The sequence below is a fragment of the Arcicella sp. GW822-FHT02H01 genome (assembly GCF_058802005.1).
The window spans coordinates 3,208,839-3,224,425 of record NZ_JBXANT010000001.1 but is presented as its reverse complement, the minus strand read 5'-3'; the positions used below and the strand labels follow the sequence as shown (position 1 = coordinate 3,224,425).

Here is a 15,587-nt window from a genome sequence, read left to right as displayed (position 1 = left end):
AAACTTCAAAAATCTGATAAATATTTTTCAATAACCTCGTTACCCTCTCCCTCCTTGCGGTATATAATGATAAAGTAAAAGCTGATGTGCGATTAATTATTTTCCAGGCCTGTTACTATTAATGCTTCAGTGGTAAATAATGCACATAACAGATTGTATTTATTAAATCAATTAATATTATTCTTAACATTTTGTACCATGAAAAAACTACTACTCCCAATATTTCTTTTATTAGTTGGGTCATTAGATGCTTCCTCTCAAGCATACAAACAAGGAGATAAATTACTAAATATTGGCGTTGGGCTCAACTCTTACTATCAAGGTATTCCACTGGGAGTGTCGTATGAAGTTGGTATAAAAGAAAATATTAGTGTCGGAGGACAGTTTGATTACAACTCAGGAAGCTATGGTAGTAGTTATTATGGCAGTAGTTATGACTGGAAATATACAGCTTTTTATATTGGAGCCAGAGGCTCTTATCACTTTAATGAAATCTTAAAAATCACTGATAATAAGTTGGATGTATATGGTGGTTTAGGGCTAGGATATCAGAGTTTTTCATGGGGAGAAAGTGGTTTTGGGTCTGGTTTTTCTTATGGAAGTGGCATCTATCTTAATTATTTTGTTGGAGGTAAATATTATTTTTCAGAGAAGATTGGAGGTATGTTGGAAGCAGGAAGTACAGGATTATCGAATGTTCGTATTGGATTAGCCTTTAAATTTTAGTAGTAGAGATTAGCGTACTGTTCTAGTTTCATTTAATAAAAGTGGATACAGTTAAAGCCTTAGTAAGCAAATAGAATACTACAATTTTTATCATTATGAAAATCAAGCTTTATAACATAATCCTTTTTTCAGTAATAACGATAACTAGCCTACAGGGTTGTATCCGTACTATTGAAATACCTGATTTAGGTGCTCCTTCAGGAACCATTATTCGTGTTGGAGCTCCTGTCCGAGCTGCCCAAACTGCTACTTTTAGCATTGACGTACATGTTGTAGATGCTACTAGTAGTTTTGTAAATTCATTAGGACTTCAAAATTTTTCTATAAAAGATACTTTAACAAACCCTAAAGGAATGACATTTAAACTTTTAGATGTTAAGGGTGGTAGTAAAACAGATTTTAAGGGTGATTATAGTGCTCTCTTATTGCTTGATCAAAGTGGAAGTACAGATGCAACAGACCCTAAGGATTTAAGAATACAAGCGAGTCAAATATTCTTGAATGCGCTTGGCAATAATGACAGAGTGGCCCTTGGAAGCTTTACAACAGGGCGTAATTATCCATCTTCCAATAGCTATACTTATTTGCACGGAGGTTTTACTACTAATGGGCATTCCTTTTATCCTTCGTTAGATTCTTTAGCAACAATTATTCCCAAAGGAAATACACCATTGTTCTACTCAACACAATGGGCAATTAATTATGCAGCTTCAAAAGCTCCAAATAAAAACAAGGTAGTAGTAGTCTTTACTGATGGAGAAGACAATTATGGCTCAAGTCAAGCGATAACCAGTGCGCTATCTATTCAAAAAAATGTTCCTGTTTTTACAGTTGGTTTAAGCAGTGGGGTAGATTTTGAAGTACTTAATGACATGGCACTTAATACAGGAGGAGCTTTTATGTGGGCAAAAGATGCTAAACAACTTATCAGTTATTTTGGCACATTAGGCAATCTTTTACATGGTAATGCTAATTATTATACCTTAACATTTCAAGCCACAGCTAGTAGTTTCTCTAATGTGCCTCGCCTTCTCTATTTGCAAGTAAAGCTATCTAATGGAAAAACCTTTTTGATGCCTTTTGTTAGCCGTTTGTAGCATATTATCCCAATACATTTTTTACCTCTCATTCAATTGTAATACTATCTTATAAAAGATAAAATAATTAAATTATACCATACTGATGAAAAAACGAATATTTATCTGCTTGCAATTAATATTGACTTCATTGTATAGCCACTGTAACCTCGTTAAAAACTATGAAGACAAAACTACAGTAGCGATTTTGCCTTTTACTGCTGTGAGTAATGTCAAAAAAGAAGACATTGAAATCATTTATGGGCAAGTTATGGAAGCCTTTGTAAACTCCAAACGCTTTACAATAATTGAAAGAAAAAACCATAAAGCTATTTTTGATGAACTTGAAAAACAAAAAAATGAAATATATAATAATAGCTCCAAAGTGGCAAAACAGGGTGAACAACTCGGTGCTAATTTTCTGGTATTAGGCGATATTGGTGCAGGGGGTTCAAATGGAGCTATCTCTATCACATTAAGTTTAATAGATGTAGAAACGGCTGAAATAGTGGTTACTAAGAATATTTCAAATGATAATTCTAAAAAGACATTAGGGTCAATATTAAGTACAGGAACGGCACTTTCAACCCTTGGCAGAGGCTACCAAAGCTCCTCTGATGTAAACACTAACACAGCTGGCAATACGCTGATTAACAATCTGACTGTCAATACCCTTGATATCGTTAAAAGAACTACAGCATTTATTAATTCGTATTTCTCCTTGACTTCTAAAATCATTAAGATAGAAGAGCAAAAGGGTGAAAAAGCAGAAAAAGTATTAGTAGCGATGGGTGAAGGGATGAATCTAAAAAAAGGGCAAACGTTATTTGTCTATGAAGAATCAGTATTGGATGTTGGAGGGAAAAAACTGAAACGTAAACAAGAAATTGGGCAACTCAAAATAGAAGCTATTGAAGGAGACATTACCTTATGTAAGGTAACCGATGGAGGTATCGTAATTCTTCAAAAGGGTACTAATAGCAATGTCAATGCCAGTACTAATAAAATTAAATAAAGGTGAACTTAAAAAGTTTTATTCAATGAAAAAGCTCATTTTTTTATACGGTTTAGTATTCATGCTGTGGGGAATAACTTGTTGTGTTCAACACGCTGTCACGAGCAATCAAATTAGTTATTTAGGACAAGATGTTGGAGGTACAGTTAAAGTAAGGGTTACTGGGTATGGACAAAAGCAATTTGAAATTCAGAATGATGCAGCATTTAGGGCTTTTGAACAATTAATCTATGTTGGTCTTCCTGATGCTACCAATACTCAAATTAGAAATACAGATTTTAGATTACCCTTAATAGAAAATAAAGCAAAGGTCGAAAGTTTACCTCAATTGAAGGCCTTTTTTGAAAAAGAAGAATACAACCGCTTTATTACAAATACCACACCTTTGGAAAGTATAAAAAAACTTCCTTCAAGCAATTTAAAAAGTATTCCTTTTGCTATCACTATCAATTACGATGGTTTGAGACGACACATGGAGCAAATTCAAGTAATTAGAAAATTTGGTTATTAATCTTTTAAATCAAAATTATGAAAACAAGATTCTTTGTTTTATTTCTTTTCTTGTCTCAACTCTGTTATGCTCAACAAGTTTCAACAAATAAAGAAACTCCTACTCAGGAGCGGGTACTTGTTACTAGACCCACTATTATGGTTTTTCCATTTTTTAAAGAAGAAGAAGACCTTAGGAAATTGATAGAAACGGATGTTAACAATCGAGTGATACTCACTAAAGTAAAAGAAGCTTTTGATAATAGAGGTTATTCTACCGTAGATTTTCTGTCTAAAGTAAGAAATTTATCTACAAATGACGTATTAAATAATGATAAGCAAACAGATATAAAAACTGCTATTATTCAATCTTCGGGTACAGATATTAGTGTAGAGGTGGAGTATCAATTTGAAAAAAGCACGACAGGAAATAGAATCCAAATTATTTTAACTGCCTACGAATCTTCTACGTCAATGTCACTTTCTAATAAGGTTGGTTTTAGCAGAAAAGTGTATTCAGAAGATATTGGCTTGCTTTCAAGCCAAGCGATAGAAAGCATTGTCCAAGATTTTCTCAATGTTATGCAGGAGAAATTTAATGATATTGTAGAGAATGGCAAGTATATGGCTTTGGAATTTAATCTCAATAATGATACTGGAATTTCGATGAGTTCTGAAACCAATAAAGACAATTTACCCATCTCAGATGTATTAGAAGAATGGGTTGGTAATAATTCAAAGAGTTATCATATTCAAGGTGTTACAAAGCTTAAAGTAATGTTTGATGTTGTTAGAATTCCTAGGAATGATGCACAAGGCAGATCACTTACTCCTACACGTTATGGATTAGAGATTTTGAAGTTTTGCAACAGTCTTATGATTGAAGGGAAAAAACTCAAAGTTGAAAGACTTGTCAAAGGAAATACAATTTTTGTATCATTTAAGTAATAGGTTAATCATTATACCTTATGAAAATATATATCTTTTTGTTGTTGGCATTCCTAACAATTAAGCCAGCAATAGCCCAAAATGATAATTTTGGCAAGTTAAATATCTCTGTAGTAGTACCTCAGGAGCAAGAAGGGTTTAGTACGGAAAATCTTTCAATGCTAGCAACAAAACTGACAGTGCTATTAACAAATACAGGAATTGCATCTGGAGAAATTGATAATGGCATTGTATTATATCCTATTATAAAAATTTATAACGAAAGAGAAATTCAACCTGGTCTGCAAAAAATGGTGATTATTGATGCGGAAATGAGTCTTTTCATAAAAAAGATTGACGACAAATATATTTTTGGAAGTACTACAACGAATATTCAAGGAAGTGGTCGTACACATCTGATAGCTATTAATAATTTACTCAGTGCTATCAAAACAGATAATAAATCGTTTGATGAATTTATTGCAAAAACAAAGGATAGGATACTTAATTACTATACTCAAAAATGCTCTACTATATTAACTCAAGCCGAACAGCTTGCAAATGTAGGCAAGCAAGCAGAAGCATTTAGCTTGATTATGAGTATTCCTGTTGATGTACCATGTTATAATGAGGCACGCAAAAAAGCGTTTGATATCTATACTAAATATCAAACTAAGATATGTACAGAAGTGCTTCAAGCAGCTAAAGCCAAATTTGCTACAAAGAATTTTAAAGAAGGCTTTGAGTTATTGAACCAAATAGACCCTTCATCTAAATGTACTAATGAAGTGAAGACTCTTTTTAAGGTTCATGCTAAGGAAGTAGATGATGTTGAAAAAAGAGAATTTGATTTGCAACAGAAGATTATCAGTAACGCTTTTGAACTAGAAAAATATCGTTTAAAATCTATTGCTGATATTTCACAACGATATTTGAATAACCGTCAAGAGTATTCTTATGATATAGTAATACGATAATTAGGTTTTTTAACATTTGACTTTCACTAATCAATAGCAACAATACGCTATTTACGTATATACAAACGCGTATAGAAAATTATTTAAAGGCAATTTCTATCTACGTGTTGTATCCATGTGTTTTAAATGTTAATAAAGCTTATATATTAACCCTCTTGAGAAAGTATTAAAAGCCTAAACGAATAAATAATAAAATAACATACGATGAAAAAAACTATCTCACTGGCATTTGTTAGTTGGTTATTAATAAGTTTTGCTGCACAGTCTCAAACCAAAAAGAGTAATCAAATTTTCAAAATAGACGATGCTAATACTTGTAACATTGACGACATTTCAGAAACAGCAATCTTATATAAGATTGCTAGTAATCCTAAAGAAGATATTTTAAGCATTGCAAAAAGTGATGTTTTAAAAATTGTTTTCTCTGATGGTAGCATAGAAGACACAAATATTCCTCCGCAAAAGGTTAATGAGCAAAATAAAGCCAATAAATATAAACACTTATCAGACCAACCTCGATTAGTGATTAATGTTGGAGGTAGCTGTAACTACGTTTTAGAGCCTTTAAGCCAACGCTGGGTAGCCACTAACGATAGTGCAGCTATTTTGTTAGGTTTCGGAGGAAGTTTACGTGTAGATTTACACCTTACCAAAGCAATTGCCTTATCGGCAACTATAGGAATAAACCAGTGGCAAGTACAACGTAATTATACTAATATCGACCCAGTTACCAAGAACAAACTTATACAATATTCTTCGTTAGATAAATTTCAATTAATCCCTATCCAAATCGGCTTTAAATTATATTTAGTCAAAGGGTTCTATATACACCCCCAAGGTTCTTTTAATATTATCTCCTCTAAGCTTACCAATAAAGATGAGTATATTCTTAACCCTTATGGTAATGGTACTAATACTACTAGTCTGAGTAAGATTGGATACGGTGCTAGTATTGGTTGTGAAATCTACAAACTCCCTTTTGTTGTAGATATGTCAGCTTTTATTCAAGTTGTTAACTCCAAAAATTACAAAGGTATTGAAGAACCTCTTTATTATACGGGTTTGCGTTTGGGGATTGGTTTTGGCAAATAGACATGGTAGCTTATACAAAGAAATAGCTCTTGTGAGGGCGTTTTTTAGATGCAGGTATTTTTAATTAATTAAGGTTGTATTTTTTCATATTCAAAACAATATATTCATATTCCATGCTTATATTTATAGTTCTGATGCTCTAAAAAACAGGAGTTTTAACATCTAAAACGATCAATTTTATGAACAAAAAATATGAAGTTATTATCTATACTATAATTACATTCTTTCTATTTAATTAATAGCTACAGGTTAAGTTTTACTATGAAAAAACATAAACAAATTATCTTTATTTTTTTATTATTTTTCTTTCAACTCATTAAAAGTTTTAGTCAAACAGTGACAAACGTCACGATAACGTCAACAGTGGGTCAGAATATTTGTATTAAAGAAGACACTCTTTTCCCATTCGTTGCGGAGGTTGTAGTTCCGCCGAACCATTGCCCTATTACAAGCTATACAATCAAATGGGGAGATGGTTTCTCACAAACTTTTAATACCCTTGTTCCTACATCAAGCACCCAACAAAAAATCACTCATCCTCATACTTATAATTTTAAGGATTTTATTGCCAGGTGTACTGCTACTATTGATTACAGTTTAGAAATAACTGCCCTTAATGAGACTTCCTGTAATCCAGACCCTGATAGAAACATCACGCCTATTACATTCAAAAATCTACCAAAAGCTAGATTTAGTGTTTCTACTATTTGTATTGGACAATCGACCAACTTTGTGAATAGCTCGTGCCCTGCTATCACAAAATATGAGTGGGATTATGGCGATGGTTCACCTAAGGGTACTACTAGCACCCATACCTATACAACGGCGGGATATTATAACGTTACCCTCAAAACAACAAATTCATGTGGAACTAGCCAGCCTTATGTTCAAAATATCCAAGTAATCAATAAAGCGATTGCTTCTATTTCTGATTCTGGTTATGTAGTTGCTGGAAGAGACACAGTTATTTGTCTGGGTAATGGTGGTGTTCTACGTTTAGATGGTACTATTTCTGCAAATGCTACCACCTTACGATGGGATATTCCGGGTGTTGAAGGTGTAGATTGGGAATATATCGAAAAGACAAATCGGAATTCCCCTATGCCTAAAATAAGATTCAAAAAAACAGGGTCTTATAATATCAAGTTAACTGCCGATAATCCTTGTTCTAGTCCAAGCGTTGCCTATTGTCCTCATAGAGTAATTGATGTGCCTACTTTAAAGATTACAGCTCAGCCAGACGTCTGCGAACCCATCCGCTATAAACTAGTCAATCCTATAGCTGATGCAAGCTATACGCTAAATGGAAGTCCATTGGGATTAACAGAAGAAAAGTTATTACCTGAATCTACATCGCCTTATATCGTTGTGGCGAGACTATCAAATGCTTGTGGAAACCAACAAGTTTCGGATACGTTCTTTGTAGCACAAGCAAAACCTATTAGGATACTATCGCTCCCTCGCGATACAACAATTTGTGTCGGTTCTAATCTTTTACCATTAAAAGTAGATATCCCAGGAGGCGCTTGGGATAGCAATCCTAATATACAAACCCAAGGAACGAATACATTTTTTAATCCCAAAACAACAGGAGCCTATCTTATTAAATACGTAAAAGGAATAGGCAAATGTAGAGTAGCCGATAGTGTTAAAATAAGTGTAGCAGGCGCTAATATTACGATAAATGATATTGATGTATGTCAGGGGGTTTCAGGTGTAAAATTAAAAAGTAGTCCTTCAGGAGGAAATTGGACCAGTCCAGATTGTTCAACTTGTATCATCGGTGATTCTATTTCTTTAGCTGGAATTTCTTTAAGCACTATAAAAATAAATTATGACGTAACTAGTAGTATCGGCTGTAAAGCAAGTGCTTCTGCCCAAATAAAGATTGGTCGTCCTAAAGCTAATTTCAGTATTAAAGATGGCTGTGCAGGTAACAAAGTACAGCCTTTAAACAATTCTACTGGTGCAACAACCTACAGATGGTTTGTTGGCACTACACAGGTAGCTACCCAAGCCAGCCCTTCATTAGATATTCCTTCAGGTAGTACTTCTATAAAACTAATTGCCGTATCGGGAAGTTGTATGGATAGTATTAGTAAGGTAGTCACCGTTACAACACCCCCATCTGCTATCAATATAACAGCAAATCAGACAATGGGATGTGCTCCATTACCTGTTTCTTTTACTGTAAGTCAGGTAGAACGTACAGACTTAACCTATAGCTGGAATTTTGGAGATGGTAGTCCTAGCGAAAAAGGCTATAAAATTGGCTCTCATGTTTTTAATAATATTAGCAAAAACAATCTGACCTACAAAACAATCCTTAGTATCGAGAATAGTTGTGGCAAACAATCTGCTTCTATCGAAATCATTGTAAAACCAATAGTGAAATCTGAAATAGGTGTCGACTCTACCATTGTTAGGTGTAACCCTGCACGAATAAAGTTTTCTAATCGTTCATCTGGTAGTGAAAAAAATGGTGTATGGAACTTTGGAGATGGCAGTGCTGATATAATCTCAAAAGCAGATACGATATCTCATGTTTTCATTAATAATGATTCAACCATCAGAACCTATTCTGTATCATTATTGGTTAATAATGAATGTGGTACAGACACATATATCACAAAGATTCAAGTATATCCTACAAATATCAAAGCACTTATTAATGTAAGTTCTGCGGAAGCCTGCCCGGGCGAAGTAATTCGCTTTAAAGATGCTTCTGTTCCTAAGCCCGAAGGTTGGGTGTGGGATTTTGGTGATGGGCAAATTTCAATTTTAGAAAATCCCGAGCATATTTTTAATAGGGCCAATACATCCTTTGTTGTTAAACTCACTGCCCGAACTGCCTGTAGTGCTAATACTACTACTTTAACGATTAAGACAAATAAGCTTCCTGAAGGAGATTTCTCAGTTCCTCCGCTGGTATGTCAAGGACAGGAAGTACAAATTAAAAATCTGACAGACCCAAGTACAGTAAGTGGGGTGCGATGGAACTTTGGGGATGGTTCTCCAATAGATTCTATCAACTATGCTCCGATACACAAATTTAATAGTAATGGAGGAAGCCTATCAGTAAAAATGACATTAGTAGGAAACAGAAAAACATGTACCAGAGATATTACAAAGAACGTTATAATGAACAGCATGCCTAACCCTAAGGCAGCATTTTCTGCAGACTCAATTTTGTGTATTGCTGAATCTATCAATATGTTAAATTCATCTACTAATGCAGATGAGTTTAATTGGATAGTGAGTAATGGGCAATCATTTAAAGGAACTTTACCAGATGATTTCACTTTAGACAAAGGAGCTTACACTATTAGCTTAGTAGCAACAAACAATAAATATTGTAAAGATTCAACAGGACACAATTTTGTGGTTAGCAATTGTGAAATTATCGTTCCAGATGCGTTTTCCCCCAATGGCGACGGAGATAACGATATCTGGAAAATATTTGGGATTGAGGCTTTCCCTCTTGTAAAAGTTAGTGTATTTGATAGGTGGGGCAATATTATTTTTCATTCTGAAGGATATAAAGAACCTTTTGATGGCAAAGTAAACGGCGAAGTTCTTCCCATAGGATCTTACCCTTATATCATTGACCCTCGTCCAAAAAGGCTAGTTAAGAGTGGAATTTTACTTTTAGTGAGGTAAAAACACTGTAAACCAACAAGGAAGCTTGCTTTCTAACACATTTTTTATTACTTTTGCAGAGAATTTAAAGGAAGAGGGGTCGATAGTCCCTCTTTTTTGTTTACTAGATTGTAGCACGGTAGTTTTATCGTGATAAAAAGAAATGACAAAAGAAAAAATAACCGAACTTATTGAACCATACCTTGAAGAAGGACGATTGTTTATTGTAGATGTTCAAGTAAGTGAAAGTAAGACAAGACAGAACATCACTATTTTATTGGATACTGATGAAGGTATCAAAATAGAAGAATGTGCTTCTGTAAGTAGAAGATTAGCCCATTTTATTGAAACCAACGAATTGATAACTGGTGCCTATAATCTTGAAGTATCGTCGCCAGGTATCGACCATCCGCTTACTTTTAAGCGTCAGTTTGTAAAAAACATTGGTCGTAATTTAAAATTAGTTTTGAAAGACAACGTTGAAAAAATAGGAGCTTTAGAAGATGTAAGCGATGAAGGCATTATATTTAAAGAAGAACCAAAGAAAACAAAAAGTAAGAAAGTAGAGCCAATAGAGGCAGTCGCGATTCCTTTTTCGAGTATACAGCAAGCAAAAGTACAAATATCGTTTAAATAGTGGTCGAGTTGCCGAATTGTTGAATCATTGAAATTAGAGCAAATCTATTCCTCATACATTCTACTTGTTGGCTTCTTTTCACATTAATAAAATTATGAAAAGATGAACAGTGCAGAGTTAATTTCATCGTTTGCGGATTTTGCAAAAGAAAAAAATATCGACCGTCCGACGATGATTAAAGTGCTGGAAGACGTATTCCGCACGATGATTCGTAAAAGATACGGTACGGATGAAAATTTTGATGTAATTATCAACCCTGAAAGTGGCGACTTAGAAATGTGGCGTACACGTGAAATTGTTGATGACAATTCAGAAGATATTTGGGATTATGACAAAATTCCTTTGGCAGAAGCAAAATTAATTGAACCTGATTTTGAAATTGGCGAAGAAGTAGCGGAATTAATCAAACTAGAAGATTTCGGTCGTAGAATTGTTCAAACGGCTCGTCAGACATTGATTCAAAAAGTTAAGGATTTAGAAAAAGAAGGCCTCTTTGAAAAATACAAAGACTTGGTGGGTGAAATGGTTTCGGGAGATGTTTACCAAATTATTGGAAAAGAATTTATCATTACTGATGGTGAAGGCAACGAGTTGACTTTACCAAAATCAGAGATGATTCAGAAAGACCGTTTCAAAAAAGGTGAAGCAGTAAAAGCAGTTATTCATAAAGTAGATATGAACAACGGTACGCCAAAGATTATCCTTTCTCGTACTTCTCCTGTTTTCTTGGAACGTTTATTTGAACAAGAAATTCCTGAGATTTATGATGGACAAATCATGATTCGTAAAATTGTGCGTGAACCAGGTGAGCGTGCAAAAGTAGCGGTAGAATCTTATGACGACCGTATTGATCCAGTAGGTGCGTGTGTGGGGATGAAGGGTTCTCGTATTCATGGCATTGTGCGTGAATTACAGAATGAAAACATTGACGTTATCAATTATACAGAAAACCTTGAATTGCTAGTTGGTCGTGCTTTAAGTCCTGCCAAAGTAAGCTCAATGAAAATTGATAAAGAAAGAAAGAGAATTGCGGTGTATTTACAACCAGACCAAGTTTCCTTGGCTATTGGTAAAGGAGGACAAAACATTAAGTTAGCAGGCAAGTTAGTAGGCTACGAATTAGATGTGTATCGTGATATTAAAGAAAGTGAAGTTGACGAAGAAGATGTTGACTTAACTGAATTTACTGACGAAATCGAGGATTGGGTAATTACAGAATTACACAAAATCGGTCTTGATACGGCAAAACAAGTACTCAAATTGAATAGCGATGAATTAATTCGTCGTACTGAACTTGAGGAAGAAACCGTAAACGAGGTATTATCAATTCTACGTTCGGAGTTTGAGTAATTTAGAATGAGTAAGTGATAGAATGATAGAATAGTCATTGTTTATATCTCACTTACTCATAAAAGCTATTCTATCATTCATTACTTAAAATTACAAATTACTATAGAAAAGTATCAACAGAAATTATGGCAGAAGATAAAATGATGCGTTTGAGCCTTGTGGCAAAGCAGATTAACGTGGGAACCTCAACCATTGTTCAATATCTCTCTGTCAAAGGTCATAAGGTTGAGAACAACCCCAACGCCAAACTAAATTTTGAGCAGTTAAAGCTCGTAGCAAAAGAATATGGAGCCGAATCCTTATTAAAGGATGTTGGTGCAGCAACTCCTGTAGTTTCATCAAAACCTACAGAGGAAGAGTTTGTACTTGTAAAAAAACAGGATGATGATATGCCTCTTTACTTCCGAGGAAAAGAGAATACAGAAGCATCAGAACAAACAAAAGTAACCGAGCCAGCAAAAGCTGAGAAAGAATCAGATGTTATTTTGGGAAGAGCCGAAGTACAATTTAAAGTACTTGGTAAAATAGAATTGGATGCGAAAGGCAATCCTGTTCCTCAAAAGCCTGCAATAGTTGAACCAAAACCAGCGCCTACAGTAGAAGAGCCCGTGGTGAAGGTTGAAACTGTTAAACCTGAGCCACAACCTGAAATTCAAGTGAAAGTTGAACAACCTAAAGTTGAAGAGGTAAAGCCAGCGATTATTCCTGTGGTAACCCAAGAGGTTAAAGTAGTAGAGATTCCAAAAGTTGAAACGGTTAAGGAAGCACCAAAGCCTGAACCTGTGGTAGTATTAGAAAAACCAGTAGTGATAGAAGCAGTCGCAACACCAGTAGCAGAACCAAAAATTGCTGAAGCAGCAATACAGCCTAATAATCAGAACCAACACAATAGACCACAAGGTGGGGTGAATAATAATAATAACCAAAATCAACACAACAAGCCACAAGGCGGAGGGAATAATAACAACCCGAATCAGCCAAATAAACCGCAAGGTGGCGGGAATCCGAATCAAAACCCTCAGCATAATAAGCAACAAGGTGGCGGGAATTCCAATCAGAACCCTCAGCACAACAAACAGCAAGGCGGTGGTGCACATCACAATCAGGCTCGTCCAGTACAACAGGGTGGCAACTTACCAACTCCTAATCCAGCTCCTCAGCCGCAACAACAACGTCCTAATCCAGCACCAGCACAAAAGCTAGGACGTAACGATGAAATTCCTGAAGATACTTCAAATGTGGAATTAATCGAAGCCAAAGGAGAGCAACTAAAAGGATTAACAGTTTTAGGGAAAATTTCTTTACCTGTCGAGCCTTCTCGCGGTGGTTCTAGAAATAACAACAACAATAATAACAATAAGAAGAAGCGTAAGCGTATTGATAAACCTGGTGGTGCTAAAGTTACAGAAGCTGAAATCCGTAACGAAAGAGGTGCCCCTCGTCCTAAAAAAGATGGTGTACCTAATGCTGCACCCGCTACGAATGACCCTAATGCTAAAAAACCTGCGAATAATGGTGGAGCATCAGGCAACAACAACAATCAGAACAACAATAATACCCAGAATAACAACAACAATAATCAGGGTAATAATAATAATCAGCATAATAACAACTTTAAGAAAAAACCAGCAGGAAATAATAACAACAATAATGCTGGCGGTGGCGTAAAACCACAACCTAAAGGTGAAGTTTCTGAAAAACAAATTCAAGACCAAATCAAGGCTACGATGGCTCGTCTGCAAGGGCAAACCAATAAGTCTAACTTTGGTGCAAAAGAACGTCGTGTTAAACGTAAGTTCCGTGCAGAAAGAAATGAACAACGTCAATTAGCAGAAGACGAAGAAGCAAAAATCTTAAAAGTAACTGAATTTATCTCAGCTAGCGAATTGGCTTCTTTAATGGATGTATCGGTAAACGAAATCATTTCTACTTGTATGAGTTTAGGAATGTTCGTTTCAATCAACCAACGTCTTGAGGCAGATGTTATCGCCTTAATTACAGAAGAATTCGGCTTTGAAGTTCAGTTTGTTTCAGCTGAAGAAGAAATCGAATCTGCGATTGTTGAAGAAGAAGATGCTGAAGAGGATTTATTACCGAGAGCGCCAATCGTAACGATTATGGGTCACGTTGACCACGGTAAAACATCATTACTAGATTATATCCGTCGTGCTAAAGTTGCCGCTGGTGAAGCCGGAGGTATCACACAGCACATCGGTGCATACTCTGTAAAACATGACGATGGCCGTAGAATTACCTTCTTGGATACGCCTGGTCACGAAGCCTTTACGGCAATGCGTGCTCGTGGTGCTAAACTGACAGACGTTGCCATTATCGTAATTGCAGCAGACGACGCAGTGATGCCACAAACAGAAGAAGCTATCAACCACGCAATGGTTGCTGGTGTACCTATTGTTTTTGCTTTCTCAAAAGTAGATAAGCCAGGTGCAAACACAGAAAAAATTCGTGAGCAATTATCTATCAAAAACATGCTTGTAGAAGAATGGGGTGGTAAATATCAAACTCAGGAAATTTCTTCAAAATCAGGGATGGGTATCAATGAATTGTTAGAGAAAGTATTACTAGAAGCCGAATTGTTAGAATTGAAAGCCAATGCTAATAAACGTGCTGTAGGTGCTGTTATTGAAGCTTCATTAGATAAAGGTCGTGGTTATGTTGCGAATATCATGGTTCAAGCTGGTACATTAAAAGTAGGAGATATGATGCTTGCAGGTGCTCACTATGGTCGTGTAAAAGCCATGTTCGATTACCGTGGTAATAAATTAAAAGAAGCAGGTCCATCTATTCCAGTACAAGTACTTGGTCTAAGTGGTGCTCCTGCTGCGGGTGACAAACTAAGTGTAATGGAAAATGAGCGTGATGCACGTGAAATTGCCAACAAACGTGAACAAATTATCCGTGAGCAATCATTACGTACACGTAAACATATTACCTTAGATGAAATCGGTCGTCGTAAAGCTATCGGTACATTCAAAGAATTGAACGTAATTGTAAAAGGTGACGTGGATGGTTCTGTAGAAGCATTGTCAGATTCATTATTGAAACTATCTACCGAAGAAGTACAAGTTCGTATCATTCACAAAGGTGTTGGTCAAGTTTCAGAATCAGACGTATTGTTGGCTTCTGCTTCAGATGCAGTAATTGTAGCTTTCCAAGTTCGTCCAAGTGTGAACGCTCGTCGTTTGGCAGAAAACGAACAAATCGAAATTCGTACATACTCTATCATCTACCAAGCAATTGATGATGTAAGAGACGCGATGGAAGGTTTATTAGCACCGAAGTTTGAAGAAGTAGTAACTGCTAACATTGAAGTACGTGACGTATTCAAAATCTCTAAAGTAGGTACTGTAGCAGGTTCTTATGTATTAGATGGTACAGTGAAACGTTCGCATAAGATTCGTGTTATCCGTGACTTCGTCGTGGTTCATGAAGGTGAAATTTCTGCTTTAAAACGTTTCAAAGACGATGTGGCAGAAGTGAAATTCGGATATGAATGTGGTCTTTCAATCAAAAACTTCAATGACCTTGAAGTAGGTGACATCATCGAATGTTACGAAATGAAAGAATTGAAACGTACATTATAATTCGTTAATAATAGCACAAAAAAAGCTCGGAGATATCTTCGAGCTTTTTTTGTGTTT

The 15,587-nt window shown here is 35.5% G+C and carries 11 protein-coding genes; all 11 read left to right on the top strand.

Annotated elements, in window-relative coordinates:
* Positions 1-198 precede the first annotated feature (198 nt).
* Entirely contained in the window at positions 199-726 is a 528-nt protein-coding gene (locus tag AC1RNE_RS13665; protein ID WP_492801495.1) for a hypothetical protein, read from the top strand.
* A gap of 95 nt (positions 727-821) precedes the next feature.
* Positions 822-1,823: a vWA domain-containing protein gene (locus AC1RNE_RS13660; RefSeq protein WP_492801494.1), complete on the top strand. Its 1,002-nt coding sequence runs from the start codon at positions 822-824 to the stop codon at positions 1,821-1,823.
* A gap of 85 nt (positions 1,824-1,908) precedes the next feature.
* Positions 1,909-2,817 (top strand): LpoB-related protein, encoded by a 909-nt coding sequence (locus tag AC1RNE_RS13655; protein ID WP_492801493.1) that lies wholly within the window; start codon positions 1,909-1,911, stop codon positions 2,815-2,817.
* A gap of 25 nt (positions 2,818-2,842) precedes the next feature.
* A complete protein-coding gene (locus tag AC1RNE_RS13650; protein ID WP_492801491.1) occupies positions 2,843-3,328 on the top strand; it encodes a hypothetical protein in 486 nt (161 codons plus the stop codon).
* A 17-nt stretch (positions 3,329-3,345) separates the two neighbouring features.
* Positions 3,346-4,254 (top strand): DUF6175 family protein, encoded by a 909-nt coding sequence (locus AC1RNE_RS13645; RefSeq protein ID WP_492801490.1) that lies wholly within the window; start codon positions 3,346-3,348, stop codon positions 4,252-4,254.
* 20 nt (positions 4,255-4,274) lie between these two features.
* Positions 4,275-5,210, top strand: coding sequence for a hypothetical protein (locus AC1RNE_RS13640; RefSeq protein ID WP_492801489.1), 936 nt, complete (start codon positions 4,275-4,277; stop codon positions 5,208-5,210).
* A gap of 204 nt (positions 5,211-5,414) precedes the next feature.
* Entirely contained in the window at positions 5,415-6,302 is an 888-nt protein-coding gene (locus AC1RNE_RS13635; RefSeq protein ID WP_492801487.1) for a hypothetical protein, read from the top strand.
* A 336-nt stretch (positions 6,303-6,638) separates the two neighbouring features.
* On the top strand, positions 6,639-9,962 hold the full coding sequence (locus tag AC1RNE_RS13630) for a T9SS type B sorting domain-containing protein (RefSeq protein ID WP_492801486.1): 3,324 nt from the start codon (positions 6,639-6,641) through the stop codon (positions 9,960-9,962).
* 142 nt (positions 9,963-10,104) lie between these two features.
* On the top strand, positions 10,105-10,578 hold the full coding sequence (rimP, locus tag AC1RNE_RS13625) for a ribosome maturation factor RimP (RefSeq protein WP_492801484.1): 474 nt from the start codon (positions 10,105-10,107) through the stop codon (positions 10,576-10,578).
* A 102-nt stretch (positions 10,579-10,680) separates the two neighbouring features.
* A complete protein-coding gene (gene nusA / locus AC1RNE_RS13620; protein WP_492801482.1) occupies positions 10,681-11,928 on the top strand; it encodes a transcription termination factor NusA in 1,248 nt (415 codons plus the stop codon).
* 125 nt (positions 11,929-12,053) lie between these two features.
* Positions 12,054-15,530, top strand: coding sequence for a translation initiation factor IF-2 (gene infB, locus AC1RNE_RS13615; RefSeq protein WP_492801481.1), 3,477 nt, complete (start codon positions 12,054-12,056; stop codon positions 15,528-15,530).
* Positions 15,531-15,587: the final 57 nt, after the last annotated feature.

Excerpts from the sequence above, each read along its gene's own strand:
- AC1RNE_RS13640 (WP_492801489.1), top strand. The coding sequence starts at position 4,275 with ATGAAAATATATATCTTTTTGTTGTTGGCATTCCTAACAATTAAGCCA.
- AC1RNE_RS13635 (WP_492801487.1), top strand. The coding sequence starts at position 5,415 with ATGAAAAAAACTATCTCACTGGCATTTGTTAGTTGGTTATTAATAAGT.
- AC1RNE_RS13665 (WP_492801495.1), top strand. The coding sequence starts at position 199 with ATGAAAAAACTACTACTCCCAATATTTCTTTTATTAGTTGGGTCATTA.
- AC1RNE_RS13650 (WP_492801491.1), top strand. The coding sequence starts at position 2,843 with ATGAAAAAGCTCATTTTTTTATACGGTTTAGTATTCATGCTGTGGGGA.
- AC1RNE_RS13660 (WP_492801494.1), top strand. The coding sequence starts at position 822 with ATGAAAATCAAGCTTTATAACATAATCCTTTTTTCAGTAATAACGATA.
- rimP (WP_492801484.1), top strand. The coding sequence starts at position 10,105 with ATGACAAAAGAAAAAATAACCGAACTTATTGAACCATACCTTGAAGAA.
- infB (WP_492801481.1), top strand. The coding sequence starts at position 12,054 with ATGGCAGAAGATAAAATGATGCGTTTGAGCCTTGTGGCAAAGCAGATT.
- nusA (WP_492801482.1), top strand. The coding sequence starts at position 10,681 with ATGAACAGTGCAGAGTTAATTTCATCGTTTGCGGATTTTGCAAAAGAA.
- AC1RNE_RS13655 (WP_492801493.1), top strand. The coding sequence starts at position 1,909 with ATGAAAAAACGAATATTTATCTGCTTGCAATTAATATTGACTTCATTG.
- AC1RNE_RS13645 (WP_492801490.1), top strand. The coding sequence starts at position 3,346 with ATGAAAACAAGATTCTTTGTTTTATTTCTTTTCTTGTCTCAACTCTGT.